Annotated in this window: 21 protein-coding genes and 1 tRNA gene; 14 read left to right on the top strand and 8 right to left on the bottom strand. The window is 68.3% G+C overall.

What is annotated here, in order from left to right:
• Positions 1-71 precede the first annotated feature (71 nt).
• Positions 72-148: transfer RNA gene (locus ACOGXE_RS10185), tRNA-Met, on the bottom strand.
• 74 nt (positions 149-222) lie between these two features.
• Entirely contained in the window at positions 223-3,267 is a 3,045-nt protein-coding gene (locus tag ACOGXE_RS10180) for a UPF0182 family protein (RefSeq protein ID WP_419930803.1), read from the bottom strand.
• Between the two features lie 83 nt (positions 3,268-3,350).
• Between ACOGXE_RS10180 and purN the strand changes: the two genes are divergently transcribed.
• From purN to ACOGXE_RS10150, 6 genes are all read left to right on the top strand, one after another.
• On the top strand, positions 3,351-4,016 hold the full coding sequence (gene purN, locus ACOGXE_RS10175) for a phosphoribosylglycinamide formyltransferase (RefSeq protein WP_419930802.1): 666 nt from the start codon (positions 3,351-3,353) through the stop codon (positions 4,014-4,016).
• Complete coding sequence (gene purH, locus ACOGXE_RS10170; RefSeq protein WP_419930801.1) at positions 4,013-5,584, top strand: bifunctional phosphoribosylaminoimidazolecarboxamide formyltransferase/IMP cyclohydrolase; 1,572 nt, start codon at positions 4,013-4,015, stop codon at positions 5,582-5,584. The genes purN and purH overlap by 4 nt, the downstream gene beginning before the upstream one ends.
• Positions 5,585-5,653: 69 nt before the next feature.
• The gene (locus ACOGXE_RS10165; protein WP_419930800.1) at positions 5,654-7,453 is read left to right on the top strand and encodes a D-alanyl-D-alanine carboxypeptidase; all 1,800 of its coding nucleotides are present in this window, start codon (positions 5,654-5,656) and stop codon (positions 7,451-7,453) included.
• A 129-nt stretch (positions 7,454-7,582) separates the two neighbouring features.
• Positions 7,583-7,867, top strand: coding sequence for a hypothetical protein (locus ACOGXE_RS10160; RefSeq protein ID WP_419930799.1), 285 nt, complete (start codon positions 7,583-7,585; stop codon positions 7,865-7,867).
• Between the two features lie 148 nt (positions 7,868-8,015).
• Positions 8,016-8,255 carry a FitA-like ribbon-helix-helix domain-containing protein gene (locus ACOGXE_RS10155; protein ID WP_419930798.1) on the top strand — a complete coding sequence of 80 codons (240 nt, stop codon included), beginning with the start codon at positions 8,016-8,018 and terminating at the stop codon, positions 8,253-8,255.
• Positions 8,252-8,653, top strand: a complete 402-nt coding sequence (locus ACOGXE_RS10150) for a type II toxin-antitoxin system VapC family toxin (RefSeq protein ID WP_419930797.1) — start codon at positions 8,252-8,254, stop codon at positions 8,651-8,653. Before ACOGXE_RS10155 ends, ACOGXE_RS10150 begins: the two co-directional genes overlap by 4 nt.
• 12 nt (positions 8,654-8,665) lie before the next feature.
• Here ACOGXE_RS10150 and ACOGXE_RS10145 read toward each other — a convergent pair whose 3' ends face one another.
• From ACOGXE_RS10145 to ACOGXE_RS10135, 3 genes are all read right to left on the bottom strand, one after another.
• The gene (locus ACOGXE_RS10145) at positions 8,666-9,667 is read right to left on the bottom strand and encodes a malate dehydrogenase (RefSeq protein ID WP_419930796.1); all 1,002 of its coding nucleotides are present in this window, start codon (positions 9,665-9,667) and stop codon (positions 8,666-8,668) included.
• A gap of 126 nt (positions 9,668-9,793) precedes the next feature.
• Entirely contained in the window at positions 9,794-10,639 is an 846-nt protein-coding gene (locus ACOGXE_RS10140) for a bifunctional 5,10-methylenetetrahydrofolate dehydrogenase/5,10-methenyltetrahydrofolate cyclohydrolase (RefSeq protein WP_419930795.1), read from the bottom strand.
• 39 nt (positions 10,640-10,678) lie between these two features.
• Positions 10,679-11,935 carry an NAD(P)/FAD-dependent oxidoreductase gene (locus ACOGXE_RS10135; RefSeq protein WP_419930794.1) on the bottom strand — a complete coding sequence of 419 codons (1,257 nt, stop codon included), beginning with the start codon at positions 11,933-11,935 and terminating at the stop codon, positions 10,679-10,681.
• A 76-nt stretch (positions 11,936-12,011) separates the two neighbouring features.
• Between ACOGXE_RS10135 and ACOGXE_RS10130 the strand changes: the two genes are divergently transcribed.
• Positions 12,012-12,617, top strand: a complete 606-nt coding sequence (locus ACOGXE_RS10130; protein WP_419930793.1) for a TetR/AcrR family transcriptional regulator — start codon at positions 12,012-12,014, stop codon at positions 12,615-12,617.
• On the top strand, positions 12,614-14,212 hold the full coding sequence (locus tag ACOGXE_RS10125; RefSeq protein WP_419930792.1) for an aromatic ring-hydroxylating oxygenase subunit alpha: 1,599 nt from the start codon (positions 12,614-12,616) through the stop codon (positions 14,210-14,212). The genes ACOGXE_RS10130 and ACOGXE_RS10125 overlap by 4 nt, the downstream gene beginning before the upstream one ends.
• On the opposite strand, the gene ACOGXE_RS10120 is transcribed toward ACOGXE_RS10125, so the two are convergent.
• Positions 14,180-14,662 carry a VOC family protein gene (locus ACOGXE_RS10120; RefSeq protein WP_419930791.1) on the bottom strand — a complete coding sequence of 161 codons (483 nt, stop codon included), beginning with the start codon at positions 14,660-14,662 and terminating at the stop codon, positions 14,180-14,182. The two genes, ACOGXE_RS10125 and ACOGXE_RS10120, sit on opposite strands and share 33 nt — an antisense overlap.
• 92 nt (positions 14,663-14,754) lie before the next feature.
• Between ACOGXE_RS10120 and ACOGXE_RS10115 the strand changes: the two genes are divergently transcribed.
• Genes ACOGXE_RS10115 through ACOGXE_RS10090 form a run of 6 tightly spaced genes read left to right on the top strand, consistent with a single transcriptional unit; the run spans position 14,755 to position 19,775 of the window.
• On the top strand, positions 14,755-15,582 hold the full coding sequence (locus ACOGXE_RS10115) for a glucose 1-dehydrogenase (protein WP_419930790.1): 828 nt from the start codon (positions 14,755-14,757) through the stop codon (positions 15,580-15,582).
• A 28-nt stretch (positions 15,583-15,610) separates the two neighbouring features.
• Positions 15,611-15,958, top strand: a complete 348-nt coding sequence (locus ACOGXE_RS10110; protein WP_419930789.1) for a putative quinol monooxygenase — start codon at positions 15,611-15,613, stop codon at positions 15,956-15,958.
• Positions 15,955-16,830, top strand: coding sequence for an SDR family NAD(P)-dependent oxidoreductase (locus ACOGXE_RS10105; RefSeq protein ID WP_419930788.1), 876 nt, complete (start codon positions 15,955-15,957; stop codon positions 16,828-16,830). Before ACOGXE_RS10110 ends, ACOGXE_RS10105 begins: the two co-directional genes overlap by 4 nt.
• Positions 16,831-16,877: 47 nt before the next feature.
• Positions 16,878-18,314 (top strand): aromatic ring-hydroxylating oxygenase subunit alpha, encoded by a 1,437-nt coding sequence (locus tag ACOGXE_RS10100; RefSeq protein WP_419930787.1) that lies wholly within the window; start codon positions 16,878-16,880, stop codon positions 18,312-18,314.
• Between the two features lies 1 nt (position 18,315).
• The gene (locus tag ACOGXE_RS10095) at positions 18,316-18,543 is read left to right on the top strand and encodes a hypothetical protein (RefSeq protein WP_419930786.1); all 228 of its coding nucleotides are present in this window, start codon (positions 18,316-18,318) and stop codon (positions 18,541-18,543) included.
• An 11-nt stretch (positions 18,544-18,554) separates the two neighbouring features.
• Positions 18,555-19,775 carry an aromatic ring-hydroxylating oxygenase subunit alpha gene (locus ACOGXE_RS10090; RefSeq protein ID WP_419930785.1) on the top strand — a complete coding sequence of 407 codons (1,221 nt, stop codon included), beginning with the start codon at positions 18,555-18,557 and terminating at the stop codon, positions 19,773-19,775.
• A gap of 62 nt (positions 19,776-19,837) precedes the next feature.
• Here the strand turns inward: ACOGXE_RS10090 and ACOGXE_RS10085 are convergent, their stop codons facing one another.
• Positions 19,838-20,923 carry an LLM class flavin-dependent oxidoreductase gene (locus ACOGXE_RS10085; protein WP_419930784.1) on the bottom strand — a complete coding sequence of 362 codons (1,086 nt, stop codon included), beginning with the start codon at positions 20,921-20,923 and terminating at the stop codon, positions 19,838-19,840.
• Between the two features lie 17 nt (positions 20,924-20,940).
• Positions 20,941-21,486 carry a pyridoxamine 5'-phosphate oxidase family protein gene (locus ACOGXE_RS10080; protein ID WP_419930783.1) on the bottom strand — a complete coding sequence of 182 codons (546 nt, stop codon included), beginning with the start codon at positions 21,484-21,486 and terminating at the stop codon, positions 20,941-20,943.
• Positions 21,487-21,493 lie beyond the last annotated feature (7 nt).

Raw genomic sequence — 21,493 nt, 5'->3', positions numbered from 1 at the left:
GAAACGGGCCGAATCGGCCCGCTTCTGGTCGAACTGGCCAACACAATTGGGGTGCACTGGCCAAGACCCCGTGGTGGCGGGGGCAGGATTTGAACCTGCGACCTTCGGGTTATGAGCCCGACGAGCTTCCAGACTGCTCCACCCCGCGGCGAGAACGATCACACTACCAGCGGTCCTTCGCGACCGGCAAGGCAGGGTCGGCGCGCGACGGCGGACGGCCGCTTAACCGGTGGCGGCTTGTTCGAGGATGCGGGCGGCTCGGGCGATGAGGCGCTCGGCCTCGTCGACGGCCTCCTGGTAAGCGGCCAGGTCGCCCTCGCGCAGCGCGACGTCGGCACGCTCGAACGCCCTGGCGGCACGCTCGAGCAGGTCGCCCACGTCGTCGGTATCGGGCGTCGTCGCCGGTTCGTCGTCGGCTGCATCGTCGGGCTCGGCGGCAGCCGGCGCTTCGTCTTCGGTAGCGGGCGCATCGGGCGTTCGCTCGGGTTGGCGCACCGTCCCGTTGCCGATGTCGATGCTGGCGCCGATGGCCTTCTCGAGCGCTCCTTCGAACGTCTCGGAGATCACCACATTCGAACCGATGCCTGCAATCACCAGCTGCAGCTCGGGCACCGCCGTCGGCCCGGTGGCCGCGATGAACAGCGGCCGCACGTACAGCAACGAGTTCTCCACCGGGATCAGCAGCAGGTTGCCGGGCCGCACCACCGAACCGTTCTGGTTCAGCAGCGTCAGCCGCTCGGAGATCTCCTCCTCGGTCTGGATGTTCGAGTTGAACAGCGCAGGACCGTCGATCGGCTGATCCGATCGGATCTCGAACACCTCGATGTCGCCATAGCGATCCGGGTCGTTGTGGACCACCATGAAGCCTTCGAGGTTCTTGCGAGAATCGTCCTCGGAGAACGGCACGAACGGCCGGAAGATCACGAACGACGCAGCATCGTCGCCCGGCAATCGGAACAGCAGGTACTGCGGCGAGATGCGGGCCTCGACCGTGGCGATCACCTGCCCGGTGGTCTCGTCGCGCACTGTCTCCACCGTGGTCTGGCCGATGGAGTCGCCCGGGTCCTGCGCCACTGCCCACGCACCCGCAGCGTCGTAGAACTCCGACGGGTCGCTCAGGCGGTAGCGGCCCCACGCATCGGTCTGCACCCGGAACAGATCCTCGGGATAGCGGAAGTGCTCCTGCAGCTCGGCCGGGGGCTCTTCCTCGGAGAACAGATCGGGGAACTGCTTGATGTACGACTGCACGATCGGGTCGCTGCGGTCCACCACATAGAACGTGACCGTGCCGTCGTGCGCATCCACCACGGCCTTCACCGAGTTCCGCACGTAGTTGAACGGGTCGCGCAGGTCGCTGCCCAGCGTGGCCGCCCGGGAATTGGTGCGCTGCGCGTACGGGAACTGCGTGGTGGTGGTGTACGCGTCGAGCACCCACTTCACCTTCCCGTCGAGCACGACCGGGTAGGGGTCGTTGTCGTAGGACAGGAACGGCGCCAGCAGCTCAACCCGCTGGGTGATGTCGCGGTTGTAGAGGATCCGGCTCTCGCCCTGGATCTCGCCCGACACCAGCAGGTTCGGCTCCGCGAAGCGCACCGCGAACGCCAGGCGGCGGAAGAAGCCGCCGATGCCCACCCCGTCTGCGCCGTCGTAGCGGGTGGTCTCGGTGCGGTCGTCGTCGTCCTGGAAGTCGACCTCGGCCCGCTGGGCGCCCACGATGGCGTAGCCCTGCAAGTCCTCGCCCACGTACAGGCCCGGCTCGTCGAGCTCGAGCGCCTCCGCGCCCGGCGACGTCACCCCCGGAATGTCGCCCAGCGCGTACGCCGGGCGGCCGTTGGCGTCGACCCCGTTGGCCGGCGCGGCAGCCACGCCGTAGCCGTGGGTGTAGGCGACGTGCTCGGTCTCCCAGGTGTCGGTGGGCAGCTCGGTGGGGCGCAGCTCACGGGCCGACAGCACGATCTGGGTGACCTGGCCGTCGATCTCGTATCGGTCCACGTCGATGTCGCGGAAGTCGTAGAAGCTCTTGATGCCCTGGGTCTGCTGGAACGTGTCCTGCATGACGGCGGGGTCGAGCAGCCGCACGTTGCGCACCGTGTCGAAGTTGTTCTCGATGTCGGTAGCGGTGAGCTCGGGTTCGTAGTCGAATTCGCTGGTGGTGACATCGTCGAGATCGAGCGCTATGCGGGTCATCTCGATGTTGCGCTCGATATAGGGCGCCTCGCGGGTGGACTCCGAAGGCTCCACCTGGAAGCGCTGCACGATGGCGGGGTACGCCGCGCCCGCCAGGCCAGCGATCACCACCCACAGCGCCACGGCGATCACCGGGTAGGTGAAACCGCGCCGCCAGATGTTCACCACCAGCAGCAGGAAGCTGAACAGGCTGATCACCATCAGCAGCCGCAGCACCGGCAGCTGAGCGTTCACGTCGGTGTAGGTGGCGCCGTCGACGAAGCCCCGGGTGGACAGCGTCAGCTCGAACTGGTCGAAGTAGTAGCCCACCGCCTTGATAAGCGCCAGCAGGCCCAGCAACAGCGACAGATGCGCCTTCACCTGCGGCTGCACCCGGCTGCCGGCGGGGGCCTGCACCCGGATGGCGCCGTTCAGGTAGTGCCAGATGGTGGTGAAGATGAACGTCACCAGCACGGCGGCGAACGCCCAGCCGACCAGGAAGTTGAAGAACGGCAGGCGGAAGACGTAAAAGCCGATGTCGCGGCCGAACTGCGGGTCGGTGAGGCCGAAGTCGGTGGCGTTGATGAAGAACAGCCACGACTCCCACTGGCCCGACACGCCGGTGCCGACCATGAAGGCGAGGAGCAGCGAGACGCCGATGCGGATGAGCGCGCGACGGCGGCGGGAAATCTGGTGCCAGCGGGCGGCGATGTCCTCGGCCGGTCCTGTGGGCGTGGCGCGCGCGGCGAGCCGTTCGGCGATGAACAGGTTCACCCACAGCAGAACGAAGAAGATCGCCGTGAACAGCAGGCCGAGGCCGATCTTGGCCCACAGCACCTTCCACCACACCGAGGCGTAGCCGAGGCTGTCGAACCACAGGTAGTCGGTCCAGAAGCCGGCGAGGCCCCGGATGGAGAACAGCAGGATCAGGCCCGCCGCGACGATGATGCCGATGATCAGGCGGAACCGGGTGAGGCCGCGGGGGCGGCGTGGCATCCGGCTGGGGCCGCCGGGACCTTGGGGTCGCTGGGGGCCTTGAGGGCCTTGGGGGCCCCCTGGCGGCTCTGACGACGGAGGCGGCATGTCCTCGGGCGGACGCATACGGCAGCGAGGCTACTGGGGAGCGCGGGCGCAGCAGCCGGCGGACCGCGCCGCGGGCGGGCGGGGCGCGTAGGTTCGGCGCCGTGCGGCTGGCGGTGCTGGTTTCTGGAACCGGATCGATCCTCGAAGCGATGCTCGGCGTGGGGCTTCCCGTCGATGTCGTGGGGGCCGATCGACCGTGCCGCGGGCTCGCGATTGCCGCCGATGCTGGGATCGAGACCATGCTGGTGGAACGTGCGGAGTGGACGGCCGGCGACGGCGGTGAGGCTCGGCGGCGGCGCTTCGACCGCATGGGCTACAGCTGCGACCTGGCTGCGGTGCTGGACGGGCGGGGCGTCGACGTGGTGGCGATGGCCGGCTTCGGCACCGTGCTGGACGGGTCGTTCTTCGAATGGGGCGGCGGGCGCTACCGCGGCCGGGTGCTGAACACGCACCCGTCGCTGCTGCCTGCATTTCCTGGCTGGCATGCCGTGCGCGACGCGCTGGACGCCGGGGCCGCCGAGTCGGGCTGCACCGTGCACGTGGCGATTCCCGAGGTGGATGCCGGCCCGGTGCTGGCACAGCGAGCGGTGCCGGTGCTGGCGGGTGACGACGAGGCAACGCTGCACGAGCGCATCAAGGCAGTAGAACGCGAGCTCTACCCGGCGACGATTGCGGCGTTCCTGGAACGCTGCGCCGGAGAGACGGCAGGCGATGATGCCTGCGGAGAAGTCGATCCCAGCGGCAGACAGGAAGGACAGACCCGATGAGGGCGTTGATCTCGGTGTGGGACAAGACGGGCGTGGTGGACTTCGCCACCCGGCTGTCGGGCCTCGGGTGGGAGATCGCCTCGAGCGGCGGGACGGCTGCCGCGCTGGCCGAAGCCGGCGTGCCGGTGCTGGCGGTGGAAGACGTCACCGGCAGCCCCGAGATGCTGGACGGGCGGGTGAAGACGCTGCACCCGCGCATCCACGGCGGGATCCTGGCCGACCGCTCGAAACCGGCGCACCTGGCGTCGCTGGACGAGCACGGCATCGCGGCCATCGACCTGGTGGTCTGCAACCTGTACCCGTTCCAGTCCGACCCCGGTCCCGAGCTGATCGACATCGGCGGGCCGGCGATGGTGCGGGCGGCCGCGAAGAACCACGGCGACGATGACGGCGGTGTGGGCGTGGTGGTGAACCCGGCCGACTACGAGCCGGTGCTGGCGGAGCTGGAGGAATCGGGTGCGCTGGGCGCGGCGATGCGGCGGCGGCTGGCCCGGGCGGCCTTCGCCCACACGGCCGCCTACGACGCGGCGATCGTGAGCTGGCTGGACGAGCCGGCCGGCGATGGCGAGATCGAGGCGTCGCCGGCGGGCGGGGCATCGCCCGAGCCCACTCCCCTGCCGCCGACCGTGCACCTGGCGCTGGAACGGGTGGACGAGTGCCGCTACGGCGAGAACCCGCACCACCTCGGTGCCCGTTACCGGCCGGTCGGCGGGTCGACGTGGTGGGACCACGCCTACCAGCACGGCGGGCTGGCGCTCAGCTACCTGAACTTCTTCGATGCCGACGCGGCGTGGCGGATCGTGCACGACCTCGGCGATGCCGAGGGCTCTTCGGCGGTGGTGATCGTGAAGCACGCCAACCCGTGCGGTGCGGCGGCGGGCGACGACCTGGCCGATGTATACCAACGGGCCTACGACTGCGATGCCCGCTCGGCATTCGGCGGGATCGTGGCGTTCAACAAGATCGTCGATCTCGACACGGTCGAGCGCATCGAGGCAGCGGCGCAGGCCGACTTGATCATCGCGCCCGGCTACGAGGACGGCGTGGTGGAGCGGCTCGAGGCGAAACGCCGCAACACCCGGGTGCTGGAGGCGCCGCGGCCCGATGAGACCGGCATCTCGCTGCGGCAGATCAACGGCGGCTGGCTGGTGCAGTCGCCGCACACGTTCGCGTCGGCGCCCGGGGACTGGCAGGTGGTGACCCAGCGCCAGCCGACCGCGAGCGAGCGGGCCGACGCCCGTTTCGCCTGGCGGGTCTGCGGTCACGTGACGTCGAATGCGATCGTGCTGGCGCGAGACCGCACGGCGTGGGGCATCGGCGCCGGCCAGCAGAACCGGGTGGAGTCGGGCCAGCTCGCCGCCGCGAAGGCGGACGGGCGGGCGGCGGGCGGGGCCTGCGCCAGCGATGCGTTCTACCCCTTCCCTGACGGCGTCGAAGCCGCTGCCGAGGCCGGCGTGGCAGTGGTGGTGCAGCCCGGCGGCGCCCTGCGAGACGACGACGTGATCGCCCGGGCCAACGACCTCGGCCTCGCCATGCTGTTCACCGGCGAGCGGCAGTTCCGGCACTGATGAGTGCCGGAACCATCGGACGCAGGCGGCACTGATGAGTGCCGGAACCAATAGGCACAGTCGGCACTAGTGGGACGAATATCGAACGCAATCGCGGCGACCCTCGTTGTCGCGGGCCTGGTGGGAATGTGGCCCACGAGCGCCGGCGCACAGGCGACATCGGCCGGGTCGGCAACGCTGCCGCCGCCCGCGGTGCTGGGCGACTGCGCCGGCGCCGTGCCGGTGATCGTCGCATCCGACGCTGACGCTCAGTCCGACATCTACTCGGCCGTCACGCTTGCGGGCGTGCTCGGATCCACGAGCTGCATCGTGCTGGCCGGGGGACGCGACGAGCCATTCCCGCAGGCCCAGCTGGACAGGCTGGCCGCAGCAGCGAGCGGCGGCTACGTGGTCGGCGGGCCCGCCGCCGTGCCGAACGCCAAGCTGTCGGGCCGCGACATGATCCGCGTATGGGGCGCGGACCGCTGGGAGACCGCGGCCGCTGTGGGCGCCGTCGCGGCGGCGCTCGCAGCCGGCGAGGACCCAAGCGCCTCTGATGGCAGCGGCGACCAGCCCGACGACGACACTCCCGCCTGGCAGCAGCGGCTGGTGACCGAATTCTCGGCTGCGCTGCGGTCCAGCGATGCCCCCGACGACATGTGCATGTCGCTGTACCGCAACGGCGAGCCGGTCTTCGAGCATCAGACCGGCACCCCGCTGCTGCCGGCGTCGCTCATCAAACTCGCGACCGCCTCCGTGGTGCTCAGCGAGCTGGGCGCCGATGCGACGTTCACCACCCGGGTGGTTGCCGATGCCGGAGCGCTCGCCGCGGCCAGCGACGGCGTGCTGCGGGGTGACCTCTACCTGATCGGCGGCGGCGACCCGGTGCTGGCCACGCCTGGCTACATCAACCGGATTGTCCCTGAGCGCCCCTACACGGACGTGACGAAGCTGGCGGACGACGTCATGGCGGCGCTCGACGCTCACGGCATCGACACCATCGACGGTGCGATCGTCGGGGACGGATCGTGGTTCGCCGACGGCGAGCAGACCTACACCTCGCACTACCCGCCCGGCGCAACGCCGGACACGCCGCCGGTGTGGAAGCAGTCGTACATGTCGCAGAACTTCGTCGGCGTCCTGTCGGGTTTGGTCATCAACGACGGCTACTCGCCCTACACCGTCAGCCGGCTGAGCCACACTCGCAGCGCGGATGCGACCCAGGCTGCGGCGTCGGACTTCGACGACCTGCTCGAAGCCCAGGGCCTGGTGATCCGGCACCGGCCCCGTTCGGGCAGCGCCCCGTCGGCGAGCGATTCGACCTCGCTGGGCAGCATCACCTCACCGCCGGTTGAGGACATGCTGGTTCGGATACTGAGAATCTCGGAGAACACGCCGGCGGAGATGCTGTTCAAGCAGATCGGCCGGCACCGCGGCGATTCGTCCCGGGCAGCCTCGGCGGCCGCTGCGACGACTGCGCTGCGCGATCTCCTGGGCAGCGCCGCTGATGGCGTCGTCCTGGTGGACGGGTCGGGACTGTCAGTTCACAACCGCATGACCTGCGAGGCAGCCGCGCAGCTGCTGCTGCTGGCCGGTGACGATTCCCGCTTCGCGGCGTCGCTTTCCATCGCTGGTCGAACCCCAACGCTGCAGAGCTGCGGACCGCGGCCTGCTGCGCCCGGCGGCTCGACCAACACGGTCTACGCCAAGGGCGGCCAGCTCAACGACAGCTCGTCCATCGCCGGGGTCAGCACCGCCCCCAACGGCGACGTGCTCACCTTCGCCATGATCGCCAACGAACCGCTCATCATCCGCTTGGGCAGCTGCAACGCCCTGCGTCAGCTCACCCTTGACGCCATAGGCCGCTACACCTACGGCCCCGACAGCTGATGCTCTGCCCTTCCCGGCGGGCTGCCGTCCAGTTGGAGTCCCACGTGCCCAGAAAACCACTACGTCCGCGGCGGTCGTGCGTGCCACCGTCTCTGCCGAGCGTTCGCTGATCAAGCTGTAGTCGGGTCGATGTCGCGTCAGCTCGGGAATGTGTCACCCGAGATTGCGGCCAGTGTCATCGCCGCGGTCATCGAGCTGCCGGCATCGATCGAGCTGGTGTCTCTTCGCACGCTCGGCTGGCCGATGGGCGAACTCATCCGCGACGGCGCCCGCCTCAACCTGCTGTCGCTCGAAGCACTGGCTGCCGCTCGCTTTCTGGATGCAGAGATCTGTTGCGCGCAGGCCAATGAGAACGAACCTCTCATGGAAGCGGCCCGCAAGCACGCATTGTCGGTTCGCAACATCCAGATCTGAGCAGCGAATCAAACTCCCAAAGAAAACAATTGCGTCCTCGACGACGGCATGCGTCACACTTGGTAGATGAATTTCAGTGATTTTCGCACTCGGACCGTCACATCGGGTGCAGGCAATTTACATGAATTTTTCATGCTAGATTCATGCGATGGCACATCTCCAGGTCAGGAACCTGCCCGATGAGCTTCACGAGCGGCTGCGACGCTGTGCCCAACAGCGCAACAGTTCGATGAGCGCCGTCGTGCTGCAGGCCCTCGAACGCGAGCTCGAGTGGTCCGAATGGCAGGAGCGCCTTGAACAGCGACCCCCGCTGGATGTGAGTCTTGACTCGGTCGCCGCGCTGCACGAAGCGCGCCGTGAACGGGACGAGGAGCTCGGCCTCACGTGACTGGCTACATCGTCGACGCCTCGGTGGCGGTTGAGTACCTGCTTCGCACCCCGGAAGGGCGGCGCGTCGAGGACATCATTCGCGACCGCCAGTTGGCCGCGCCCGAGATGCTCGACGCGGAGATCTTGTCGATACTGCGACGCCATGTCGCCAGTGAGAAGCTGCCAACTGGGCGTGCCGAGACAGCGCTGCGAGATGCCGCGGCCGTGCCGATCAGACGCGTCCCCCATCGGGATCTGCTCGTGACCGCGTGGCATAACCGCCACAACGTGAGCGCATACGACGCGCTGTACGTCGCCGCAGCGCAGCTTCTCGATGCACCGCTGCTCACAGCCGACGGCAGGCTCACCCGGGCGCCGAACCTCGGGATCGCCATTCATCACGTCCAGCTGAGCTGAACGGCGGTTCACTCAGCCGAGAAGGCCTAAGCCTGCGACGGTGTCGCGCTCGTCGACGAGTTCGGCCCAGGAGGCTTCGATGCGGGAGCGGCTGAAGTCGTCGAGCTCGAGGCCGGTCACGACGTGGTACTGGCCGCCTGACACGGTCACCGGGTACGAGGTGATGATGCCCTCGGGGGCGCCGTAATCGCCGGTGGACGGGATGCCCATGGAGACCCAGTCGCCGCCAGGGGTGTCCGACGCCCAGTTGCGCATGTGATCCACCGCGGCCGACGCCGCCGACGCCGCAGACGAGGCGCCCCGGGCGTTGATGATGGCTGCGCCGCGCTGCTGCACGGTGGGGATGAAATCGTCCTCCAGCCACGCTTGATCGTCCACCAGGGCTGCTGCGTTGTGACCGCCCACCTCGGCATGGAAGATGTCGGGATACTGGGTGGCGGAGTGGTTGCCCCAGATGGTCATGCGGGTCACGTCGTTCACCGACACGCCGGCCTTGTTGGCCAGCTGGGCGATCGCCCGGTTGTGGTCGAGGCGGGTCATGGCCGTGAATTGCCCGTCAGCAATTCCGGGCGCATTGCGCATGGCGATCAGGCAGTTGGTGTTGGCCGGGTTGCCCACCACCAGCACTCGCACGCTCGGGTTGGCCGAATCGCTGAGCGCCTTGCCCTGGGTGGTGAAGATGCCGCCGTTCGCCTCCAGCAGATCGCTGCGCTCCATCCCGGCCTTGCGGGGCATCGAGCCCACGAGCAGCGCGTAGTCGGCACCCTCGAAGGCCTCGTTGGGATCCGAGGTGCCGGTGCGTGACGCCAGCAGCGGGAAGGCGCAGTCGTCGAGTTCCATCATCACGCCGTCGAGCGCGCCCATCGCCGGAGGGATCTCCAGCATGCGCAGCTCGACCGGCTGTTCAGGGCCGAGCATGGCGCCCGACGCGATCCGGAACAACAGGCTGTAGCCGATCTGGCCGGCGGCCCCCGTGACAGCAACTCGTACGGGATCGTTCACTGTTCTCTCCATCGCTGGTGTGAGCAGGCGCGCCAGCCTGCGGGGCTGCGGGCGTTTCTAGCGCAGCGGCCCGGCAACCGCACCTGCGTCACCGCCGTGCCCATCGGGCCACGCCGACACGCTGGGATCGGCAGTGGCTCAACCGGCCGCAGCGGCGGCGTCGACGGTGTTGGCCAGCAGCATGGCGCGGGTCATCGGGCCGACGCCGCCCAGCCGGGGCGTGACCCAGCCGGCCACCTCGCCGACCGACTCGTCCACGTCGGACAGGATCTTGCGGCCCTCGCGGGTGATGCCGCCGCCGACCACAGCGGCGCCCGGCTTCACCATGTCCGGCGTGATGAGGCCAGGCACTCCGGCCGCCGCGATGACGATGTCGGCATGACGGGTGTAGGCGCCTAGGTCGGCGACACCGGTGTGCACGACCGTGACGGCCGCGTTCGCCACCGGCCGCTTCAGCGCCATCAGCAGCGCCATGGGCCGGCCGATGGTGAGGCCGCGGCCCACCACCACCACATGTCGCCCCTCCACCGGCACGCCGTAGTGCTCGAGCATCACCTGGATGCCGCGGGGCGTGCACGGCAGCGGCCCGTCGACGCCCATGACCAGCCGGCCCAGGTTCACCGGATGCAGGCCGTCGGCGTCCTTGTCGGGATCGATGGCCAGCAGCGCCGCTTCCTCGTCGAGCTGGCGAGGCAGCGGGAGTTGCACGATGTAGGCATGCACCGCCGGGTCGGCGTTGAAGCGCTCGATGACCGCGTCCAGCTCGGCCTGGGTGATGTCGGCAGGGAGCGCCTCGTGGATCGAGGCGATGCCGACTTCGCCGCAGTCGCGGATCTTGGCCCCGACATAGCTGTGCGACGCCGGATCGTCACCGACGAGGATCGTGCCGAGCCCCGGCCGCAGGTCTTCCTGGGTGATCCGGATGCGCAGGTCTTCCTTGATCTGTTCGGCCAGTGCCTGGCCGTCGAGCAGCACTGCAGTCACGGCGAGCCACCGTAGCGGCCGCCCGCAGAGGGGTCGGCCTCAGGACCCTCCCGAGGGAAGGGTGCCGCGGGTGCGGGCGGTGCGGCGCCGGTGCAGGCGGCGGAGCGCCGGCGAGACCGCCGCCAGCGCGGCGTCAGCCACGTTCAGCACCCGGCCCGCAGCGCCGGGGGTCTCGTTGTCGATGAGGTTGCCCATGACCTGCAGGGTGAGACGCGCGATGGCATCGGTGCCCACCGCCAGCCGCAGGCCTGTCCGCAGGATGCGCGGGTGCCCGATCAGGAACGAGAAGCGCCGGCCGGTGCGTAGGAAGGCGTCGAAGCGGTCGGCCACGAGCCGGTCATAGGTGTCGGGCACTGCGGTGGGATCGGCCGCGAAGAGATCGGCGGCGAGGATGCCGGTCTCGAGGCCGTAGTCGATGCCCTCGCCGTTCATCGGGTTGATCAGCCCGGCCGCATCGCCGATGGCCACCCAGCCGGGGCCGTGCCGCCGCACCGCGCTCATCGGCAGGCGCCACGCCCGGGGACGCTCCAGGTAGGGGCCGAGCTGCCAGCTCTCGGCCACCAGGTCGCGGTAGCTGTCGCAGAGCCGGTTCAGGTTCAGCTTCGCGAAGCCCTTCATGGTGCTGAGCGCGCCGACGCCGACGTTGACGGTGCCGTCGCCGGCGGGGAAGAGCCAGCCGTAGCCGGGCACGGCGGTGCCGTCGGGGTCGCGCAGCGTCAGGCACGCCTCGAGGTACTCCTCGGCGTGGCGGGGTGTCTCGGCGTAGGTGCGGATGGCGAGGCCGAACGGCTCGTCGGGATCGCGCAGCGCACCCAGCATGCGGGCCGCCTGGCCCTGGGCGCCCGCTGCCAGCACGACCAGATCGGCGGTCCAGCGCTCACCGCCGGCGGTGACGCCGACGGCGCGGCCGTTTTCGAGGATCGGCAACGCCTCGGTGCCGAAGCACAGCTCGGCGCCGGCCGCCGCAGCACCGTCGCAGAGTGCGCTGTCCAGCCGGCGGCGGGGCCACACCGCCCCGTAGGGACCGAACTGCCCGTTCGCGGGCCAGTCCAGCTCGCGCACACGCTGCCCGGCGATCATGCGCAACCCGGCGATGCGGTGTGCATCGTCCAGCGAGACGCCCAGCTCGTCGAGCGCGGCAACCGCACGCGGTGTCAGACCGTCACCGCAGACCTTGTCGCGCCCCGGTGCGCCCTTCTCGAACGCCGTCACGTTGATGCCGGCCCGCGCAGCGCGCATGGCGGCCGCCGCACCGGCGGGACCAGCCCCGATCACGATCATGTCCCGGTGCGGCACCGCTACAGCCTGCCGATCCCGACGCCGGATCGCTCAGCCGACGAGGTCCGGGCCGGTGGCCCATACTGACACCGGCATGTCCGAACCCACGACGCGACCGGTCGGTCGACCTCCCAAAGAAGATGCCGACGGCGTTCCCACGCGGGAGCGCCTGCTCAGGTCGGCCATCACCGCGTGCATCGAGCACGGCTTCGAAGGAGTGACCCTGACCGATGTCGCCCGTCGGGCCGATGTGTCGACACCGGCGATCTACAACCACTTCGCCAACAAGCGCGAGCTGCTGGTGGAGGCCTGCCGGGCCCAGCTCTACGGGCTGGCGGGGCAGCAGCCGGTGCGCCCTGCGGATCCCGATCTCGGCATCAAGACGTTCCTGTCCCCCGCATTCGGCGACGGCCGCCGCCTGCTGCTGGAGATCCATCTTGCTGCGCTCAGCAACCCCGACGTTGCCGAACTGCTGGACGACTGGATCTCGACCCGGGCACGGGACTGGATGGAGGACACGGGCATGTCGCTGGCAGACGTGAAGGCTGCGTACATCTTGTTGATGGGTCTGGCGCACATCGACTCGCTGGCAGCGCTCGATGTCGACCGAAATGAGATCGTGAGCGGAGCCCGCAAGATGCTCGCTGCGATCTACGACCATCCCAGTAGACAGAGAATGGACAGTGATCAATTGCCATGACTGAGACGCTGACCGGAACCGGCCGCTCCGCGGGCATCAGCTACGACGAGCTCTTCGACGACGACACGCACCCCGTGTCAGAGGCACTGCGGCGAGTCGGAGAGCACCAGCCGGGCAACACGCGGGTGCCGGCCCGGGTGTACTACGCGCAGGACGTGCACGACCTCGAAGTCGAGCGACTGTGGGGCCGCGTCTGGCAGCTTGCCTGTCTTGAGGAGGAGATTCCCGAGGTCGGGGACTACCACGTCTACGACATCGCGCACCTGTCGTTCCTGGTCATTCGCACCGCCCCCGATCAGATCAAGGCCTACCGCAACGCCTGCCTGCATCGGGGCCGCAAGCTGCGCGAGACGCACGGACACGGCGCCGCAAACCTGCGGTGCGCCTTTCACGGCTGGTGCTGGGAGCTGGACGGCTCGATGAAGGAGATCCCCTGCCAGTGGGATTTCCCCGATGTGGACATGGCCGACTACGGGCTGCCCGAGGCCCTAGTCGGCACCTGGCAGGGCTTCGTGTTCATCAACCCTGACCGCGACGCCGCGCCGCTGAGCGACTACCTGGGCGACCTCGCTGACCACTTCGAATTCGTGCCCTTCGAGCGCCGCTACAAGGCCGTCCACGTCCAGAAGCTCATGCCGATGAACTGGAAGACCTGCCAAGAGGCGTTCATGGAGAGCTACCACGTCGTGGCGACCCACCCGACGCTCATGGAGAACCTCGGCGACGCGAACAGCCGCTACGACGCCTTCGGCAACTACAGCCGGGCGATGTCCGCGCACGCCGTCGCAAGCCCGCACCTCGGCGACGCGCCGCGGTACGAGCGGCTGGCAGACGGCAAGCAGTTCGCCCGCTGGCGGCACCCCATGAACGGACACATCTACGAGCGGGTCGACGAGGCCCGAGTCTCGGTCGCCGACCTCGACGGCAACGTCAGCATCTTCGACGACGACGGCAACCACATTGAGGGCCCGCAGACCCAGGCCGATCCGCATCTGTGCAAATGGATCGGCGGCCCCCTGCTTCCGGGGATGGAAGATGTGCCGCTCATGACGCCCGATCCACCGCCCGAGGTGACCAACGTCCGGGGATGGATCGCCGATCAGAAGCGGGCGCAGGTGCGCAAGGAGATGGGCGACGCCGTCGATCTGGACGCGATCAGCGATGCGGAGATGATCGACGCCATCTTCTATTCGGTGTTTCCCAACTGGTCACCGTGGGGCTGCTTCAACCCGATCATGTACCGCTTTCGGCCCAACGGCGACAACCCCCAGGAGTGCATCTTCGAGGTGATGCTGTTCCCGCTGGCGCCCCCCGATCCGGCCGACCGGCCGCCGCCGGCGTCGGTCCATCACCTCGGGCTTGACGACGATTGGACGCTCGCTCCCCAGCTCGGGCCGCTCGCCAAGATCTTCCAGCAGGACTCGCTGAATCTGCCGCTGGTGCAGAAGGGCCTGCGAGCCCAAGAGCAGCAGGAGGTGATCTTCGCCTCGTACCAGGAGACGAAGATCCGGCACTTCTATCGCCACTACTTCGAGTGGCTGGGACCGGGACTCGATCGCGCGTCAGGTGCGCTCGCTGCCGAGCCGCCCGCCTGACCACCACGACTCGAAGCGAGGCTCGATCGCCGACCAGACCAGTTCGACGATCGGGCCGCTGGGCGGCACGACGTAGGTGAAGGCGCCATAGCCGTCGTCGGGCGACGCCCCCGCCGCGGCGACCTGCCAGCCGGCCTGCAGGCAGTGCTCGGTCTCCGCGACCACGTCGTCGACCCACACCCCCACGTGATGCACCCCCGGGTCGACCGAGCCGTCCCAGATGGTGCCCGGCTCGCCGGCCAGCAGCTCGAGATGCTGGGGCCCCTCGCATGAGTACGTGAAGACCAGCTCGACGGTCTGCAGGCCGTGCTGGGGCGTCCACACCTGCTGCGCCGGGTTGTGCTGCACCGACGCCCAGCTCACCCCCAGCGTCTCGCCCATCTCGGCCATGGCAGCATCCACGTCAGGCACTCGTATCCCCGTGTGGAACAGCCGCTGGTAGTCGATCATCGGACAATCCTCCCTGATGCGGCCATACTCTCGCATGCCGCGTCGCCAGTGACCGCCGGACGCGGCTGGGCCGACTGGAAGGACCGACACTCATGGGACGACTCGACGGCAAGGTCGCACTCATCACCGGGGGCGCGAGCGGCTTGGGCGAGGGGACGGTGCGTCGCTTCGTCGAGGAGGGCGCTCGCGTGGTGGTGGCCGACATCCAAGAGGAGGCAGGACGCGAGCTGGTCTCGTCGCTGGGCGACACCACGCGATTTCACCGCACCGACGTCACCGACGAGTCCGACGTCGAAGCCGCCGTGGGGGCCGCAGTCAGCGAGTTCGGGCAACTGGACTGCATGTTCAACAACGCCGGCATCGTGGGCGCGGTCGGCTCCATCGCCGAGACGCCGGTCGAGGCGTGGGACGAGTCACTGGCCATCCTGCTGAGGGGCGTGTTCCTGGGGTGCAAGCACGCGTCCCGGGTGATGATCGCCCAGGGATCGGGCTCGATCATCTCCACCTCGTCGGTCGCGGGCGTCGCGGGAGGTCTCGGCCCGCATGCCTACACCGCGGCGAAGCACGGCGTCATCGGACTGACCAAGTCGATTGCGAACGAGCTCGCTGCGCACGGGGTACGGGCCAACGCCATCGCGCCGGGCAGCATCGTCACCGCAATGACCGCTTCGGTCATCAGCGGTGACCACACCGACACCGACAGTGCGCAGCAGCACATCTCTGCAGGCTCGCCGCTCGGCTTCGGCGGCATGCCGATCGACATCGCCAACGCCGCCCTCTATCTCGCAAGCGACGACGCCCGCTACGTCAGCGGGCACTGCCTGGTCGTGGATGCCGGATGGACCACCGCGGGTTCGACACCCAACCGCTTCCACCGCGGTGCCGGATCGGTCATCGGCGAAGCCGGCCGGCGCGGGTAGCAACCGCAAACAAACACAGGGCAATCTCATGATCATCATCGCCGGAGAGATCGACTTCGACACCGCCGCCAACCGGGACCGCGCCGTCGAGCTGGGCCGCCCGCTGCAGCAGGCAACGCGGGACGACGAACCGGGCTGCCTCGCCTACTGCTTCTCGGCCGACCCGTGCACCGACACGCGAGTGCTGGTCTACGAGCTGTGGGCCGACGAGGCATCGCTGGCGGCGCACTTCGAGCACCCGAACTACTTCAACATGCGGGCCACGCTGGGCGACTGCGGCATCATCGGAGCGGACAACAACAAGTACCGCTGCGACCTGCGCGAGCCGGTGTACGACGACACCCGCACCCCCAGGGCCGACTTCTTCACCGCATGACCGACCCGCCCGCGGCAGGCTCTTCGGCGAGTCATGCAGAACCAGCGCCGCGCATCGCGCCGCTGTTCCGCATGGACGACCGAGTCGCCGTGGTCACCGGCGCGGGCCAAGGCATCGGCCGCTCGATTGCCATCGCGCTCGCGGAGCACGGCTGCGACGTGGCGATCAATGCCCGGCGAGTCGGCGACCTGGAGACCACCGCGGCCGCGATCGAAGCGCACGGCGAGCGGGCGCTCATCGTGCCGGGCGACATTCGCGACTTCTCCGCGACGCTGGCAGACCGCACGCTGGCCGAGTTCGGACGTGTCGACGTGTGGGTCAACAACGTGGGCGGGTCCGACGAGAAGACCGTGCGCTCGCTGGCGGACACACCCGACGACGTGTTCCGCTCCCAGCTCGAGCTGAACCTGACCACGGCGTTTCAGGGCTGCAAGGCGGCAGCCGCCGCGATGGGCGATGCGGGCGGCGCCATCGTCAACATCTCGTCGGGTGCCGGGACGCGTGGCTCGCCGATGACCGGCCCCTACGCCGCTGCCAAGGCGGCCATGAACAACCTCACCCAGACGCTGGCTCTCGAGCTGGCGCCGCAAGTTCGCGTCAACGCGGTAGCGCCGGGACCGATTGCCACCGAGGCATTCCTCGAGGTGCTGGGCGTGTCGGATCGGCTGGACGAACTGACGGCGAGCATCCCGCTCGGGCGCATGGGCGAACCGGCCGACATCGCCGCCGCGGTCGTCTACCTGACGTCTGACGCGGCCTCGTGGGTCACCGGTCAGCTGCTGCTGGTCAGCGGCGGACGCACCCAGCGCACGACCAACTACCGGCCGGCGCAACCTCGTGACGGCACGGGGGCGAGATTCGGGCAAGACTGAACGGCGCAGACACACGCAGCGTGAGCATGCCGAGAGAGGAACGCAACATGTCCGTCGCACAAGGCCAGCCGAGCGCGTGGGGCGAGGCAAGGTCGCCCGGCATCAGCTACCAGCAGCTGCTCGACGCCGACACGCACGAGGTTCCCGAGGTGTTGCGGCTCGACCACCCGCGTTATCTCGGCAGCGAGGACGTCGCCGCCAGCCGCTACACCAGTCGCGCGTGGCACGAGGCCGAAGTGGAGCACGTCTGGCAGAAGGTCTGGCAGTACGCCTGCCGTACCGACGAGATCCCCGAGGTGGGCGACTACTACATCTACGAGATAGTCCGTGACTCCTACATCGTCATGCGCACCGAAGACGGCATCAAGGCGTACGTCAACGCCTGCCTGCATCGGGGCCGACGGCTCAAGGACTACAACGGCCGCTGCAGCGAGATCCGCTGTGCCTTCCACGGGTTCGCCTGGACCTTGGGCGGCGAGTTGCAGGACATCCCCGGCGATTGGGACTTCCCCCACGTAGACCGCGAGAACTTCACGCTGCCTGAGGCCCAGGTCGGCGAATGGGCCGGGTTCGTGTTCATCAACCCCGATCCCCACAACACCGAGTCACTCGAGGAGTTTCTGGGCGAGATCGTCGACCAGTTCCAGGTGTGGGACCTCGAGCGGCGCTACAAGCAGGCACACGTGGCGAAGGTGATCCGCGCGAACTGGAAGATCGCCCAAGAGGCGTTCTGCGAGGCGTACCACGTGAACGCCACGCACCCCCAGATCATGCCGTACCTCGGCGATACCAACTCCCAAGTGGACATCTGGGAGAACTTCGCCCGGGTGATCACACCGGGCGGCACGCCGAGCCCGCTGCTGGACTGGGAACCCACCGCGGATCAGATGATGCGGGCGATGCTGGACGTGCGCCACGATCAGGAACTGCCGATGCAGCTCGACGACCAAGCCAACATGCGTGCGATCGCCGCAGAGGCCAGCCGCAAGCGATGGCGATCGGTGGCCGGCGACGAGTGGGTCGACTCCATGTCCGACGCGGAGATGATGGACAGCATCGACTACACGGTCTTCCCCAACTTCCACCCGTGGGGCGCGTTCAACCGCATCGTGTACCGCTTCAGGCCTAACGGCGACGATCACCGCTCCGCGATCATGGAGTGCATCTTCCTAGCGCCCTACCAGGGCGAGAAGCCTCCGCCGTGCGAGATCCACTGGCTGGAAGAGTTCGAAACTTTCACCGACGCACCCGAGCTGGGCATGCTGGGAAAGGTCTTCAACCAAGACCTGTTCAACATGGCCAAGCTGCAGATCGGTCTCGAGACCACCCGCAAGCCCGGCATCACCCTGGGCAACTACCAGGAGAGCAAGGTCCGGTGGCTGCACCACAAGCTGGGCGAATGGGTCGAGCGGGGCCGCGAGCAAGCAGTTGCCATCTCGACAAGCGGCGCCGAGGCAGCCGCCACTGCTGCAGGAGGCTGCTGACATGCCGAGCGGCCTGCATCACCCGTTCAGTGGCGCGCTGTACGAGCGCCAGCACGACGGCGAGATCGGCGACATCGTGGTGACCGACGGTGATCGCCAGGGAGTGTTCACCAGCGAAGGCGAGTGGATCAGCGGCGAGCTGCGAGAGTGCGACCCGCAGATGTGCAACTGGATCGCCGGCCCGCAAGTCGCCAACCACCGGGTAGCCGAAGCTGCCCGAGAGGGGTAGGGGGTGTTCAGATGAGCTACGAGACGCTGGTCGAGCTCACCCGCAGGACCCTGAAGCACGCCCGTGCGGGCACCGTGCCGCTGGCGGGCGAGATCGGGCGGGTCCCGGCCACGAACTACTACGACCCGGACCGCTGGCGACTGGAGATGGAGCGCGTCTTCAAACGCACTCCCCTGGTGCTGGGCTTCACGTGCGAGCTGCCCGAGCCCCGCAGCTACAAGGCGCTGGAGGTCGCGGGCGTGCCCGTCCTGCTGTCACGCGGCGCCGACGGCCTGATGCGCTCGTTCGTGAACATGTGCAGCCACCGCGGCTCCATCGTCGTGCGGGAAGGAACCGGCTCGGCCCGCAGGTTCACCTGCCCCTACCACGCTTGGAGCTACGACAACGAGGGTCGGCTGGTGGGCATCCTCGACCGTGACGAATTCGGCGATCTCGACCCCGACTGCAACGGCCTCACCCCGCTTCCCGTGGCGGAGCGGGCCGGCATCATCTTCGGCGCTTTGACACCGGGGATGCCCTTCGACATCGATGCCTACCTCTGCGGCTACGGCGAGATGCTGGAGCATCATGACTTCGCGAGCTGTGCCTACGTGGGCAGCCAGAGCGTCGACGGCCCCAACTGGAAGGTGGCCTACGACGGCTATCTCGACTTCTACCACCTGCCGATCTTGCACCGCGAAACGTTCGGGCCCGACTACTCCAACAAGGCCATCTACGACGCGTGGGGTCCTCACCAGCGGGTGACCTCGCCCGACCACCGGATCCTGGTGCTCGACGACCTCGACGAGGACGACTGGCCCAGTGATGTGCTGACCGCAGGCGTATGGACGATCTTTCCGCACACCTCGGTCGCGGGCTTCAAGGTGAGCGCCGACGGCGTTCCCGGCGGCGGTCGCATGTACATGATCTCGACGCTCTTCCCTGGTGACAATCCCGACACTTCCCGGACCGTCCAGCACTTCTTGGCCGCATTCGAGCCCAACGAGCAACTCGACGAGCTGATCGAGGCCCAGAAGGCATTCCTGCTGCATGTTGTGCGCGACGAGGACTACTACACCGGCAACCGGATCCAGCGGGCTGTCAAGACCGGGGCCAAGACGGAGTTTCTGTTCGGCCGCAACGAGGCCGGCGGCCAGCGTTTCCACGGCTGGGTCGACCGCCTCGTGGCCGCCGAGACCGACGACGACTTCGCCGACCTTTTTGCCGGTGCCGAGGTGGCGTTCCAGCGCTAGCTGGAACCATCAAGCACAGTCAGCGGTAGCTGGAAGCAACAGGCACAGTCAGCGCTAGCGGCTCAGAGTTCTCGCAGCACCGCCATGAGCTGGGGGAACTCCATGGCCCTCGCCATGATCTCGTCCATCCCGCCGACGACGCCGGTGAGGTTGGCCAGCACGGCGTACTCGAGCCCGTTGCGTGCGAATCCTTCGAGCTGCGAGCCGATCTCCTGCGCGTTGCCCACGAACAGCACCTGCTGCACCATCTCGAAGGGGATCGTGGGCGCCAGATCGCGCAGGTCGTCGGCGTCGAGGTCATGGATGATGACATCGATGAAGCCCTGGGAGTCGTTGCCCAAGGGGTGAGACATCCCGTTCGCCTCCCAGATGGACCCCATCGCGAACAGGCCGAAGAGCTTGCCGAGCGGCTCCGCGTCGAACATCTCGGCTGCCCGTTCGGCGCTCTCCGCGAACAGGCAGAACGGCAGCATGCCGGCAGTCGGCGCGGGCCTGCCTGCCGCTGCGGCGTGCTCGCAGACGGTCTGGTACTTCTGCCCGTATTCCTCGGCCGACATCCACCACGCCGGAATCCAGCCGTCGCCGTACTGACCGGTGAGCCGCAGCATCCGACGCCCATGACCGGCAATCCACACGGGCGGACTGCCCTTGCCCGGCATCTCCAGCGGCAGGCCCATGCGACCAGGCCCGCTGGGCATCGACCCGGTGTCGAGCAGGCTCCGCAGCTCGACCAGGCACTCCTCGAGCGCAGCCACGGGACGATCGAACGGGTAGCCGAACGGCGTGAGGCTCTCCGCCTCCCCCGAGCCGACGCCCAGGATGAAGCCGCCGGGGATCAGATCGTGCAGGGTCAATGCGGTGCGGGCCAGGTCGGCCGCTCGACGGCGGGTCGAATCAGTGACCGAGATGCCGTACGGCTTGTCGGTCATGGTGCCCACCTTCACCCCGTAGGCGAAAGGGTCGTAGAAGGCATCGGGGTCGGCGCCGAGCGCCGAAAGCGGGATGTCGGCCCACAGCTCAGGGTGGAAGACGCCCAAGATGTGGTCGGGCGCCCAGTAGCTGTCCGCACCCATCTGCTCATAGAGCGGGAGCATCTGCTCCGTGCCCTCCATCGGGTAGAGCGTCGGGAGCGTGATGCCGACCTTCATGGTGTGCCTTTCGTTCCTCAGCGGGAGGCCCGCGCTGCCATCCACTCGGCAGTGGCCTTCGACATCTTGGCTCCGTCGTAGCCGATCCGCTGGGTCGGCTCGACCTCGAGGATGACCCGGCGAGGCGAGTCCAAGAACTCGACGAAGGCAGCCTGGGCTGCTTCGCTGTCGGGCCTCAGCGCCGCAGCCAGCGCCGGGTAGTACCAGTCCTTGGTCTCGCGATCGTCGTGAACCGTGCAGTTGCCCTTCCACGTGATCGCCTTGTTGCGCGGCATCGGCGAGCCGGTGCTGGTGACCACGATGCACACCCGCGGATCTCGCCGAACGGCGCTGATGCGGGCCCGCTGGCTCGATGCCGTCAGCCAGAACTTCCCGTCGCTCCAGACGTACGACATGATCACGCCGACCGGCCAGCCCTCCTTGTTGGCCCAGATGAACGTGCACTCGTTGTGCGCTAGGAGCAGTTGCTCCTCCACGTCGGCGTCGAGGTCGTACATCGTGACGTCCTCGTAGTTCTCCTCGGGATGGACCTCCGATGATTGCCCAGATGATTGCCCAGCCATGGCGTGA

The sequence above is a fragment of the Candidatus Poriferisodalis sp. genome (assembly GCF_965208555.1).
Lineage (GTDB): Bacteria > Actinomycetota > Acidimicrobiia > Acidimicrobiales > Poriferisodalaceae > Poriferisodalis.
The sequence above is the reverse complement of the archived record's forward strand: the minus strand, read 5'-3'. Positions and strand labels throughout refer to the sequence as shown.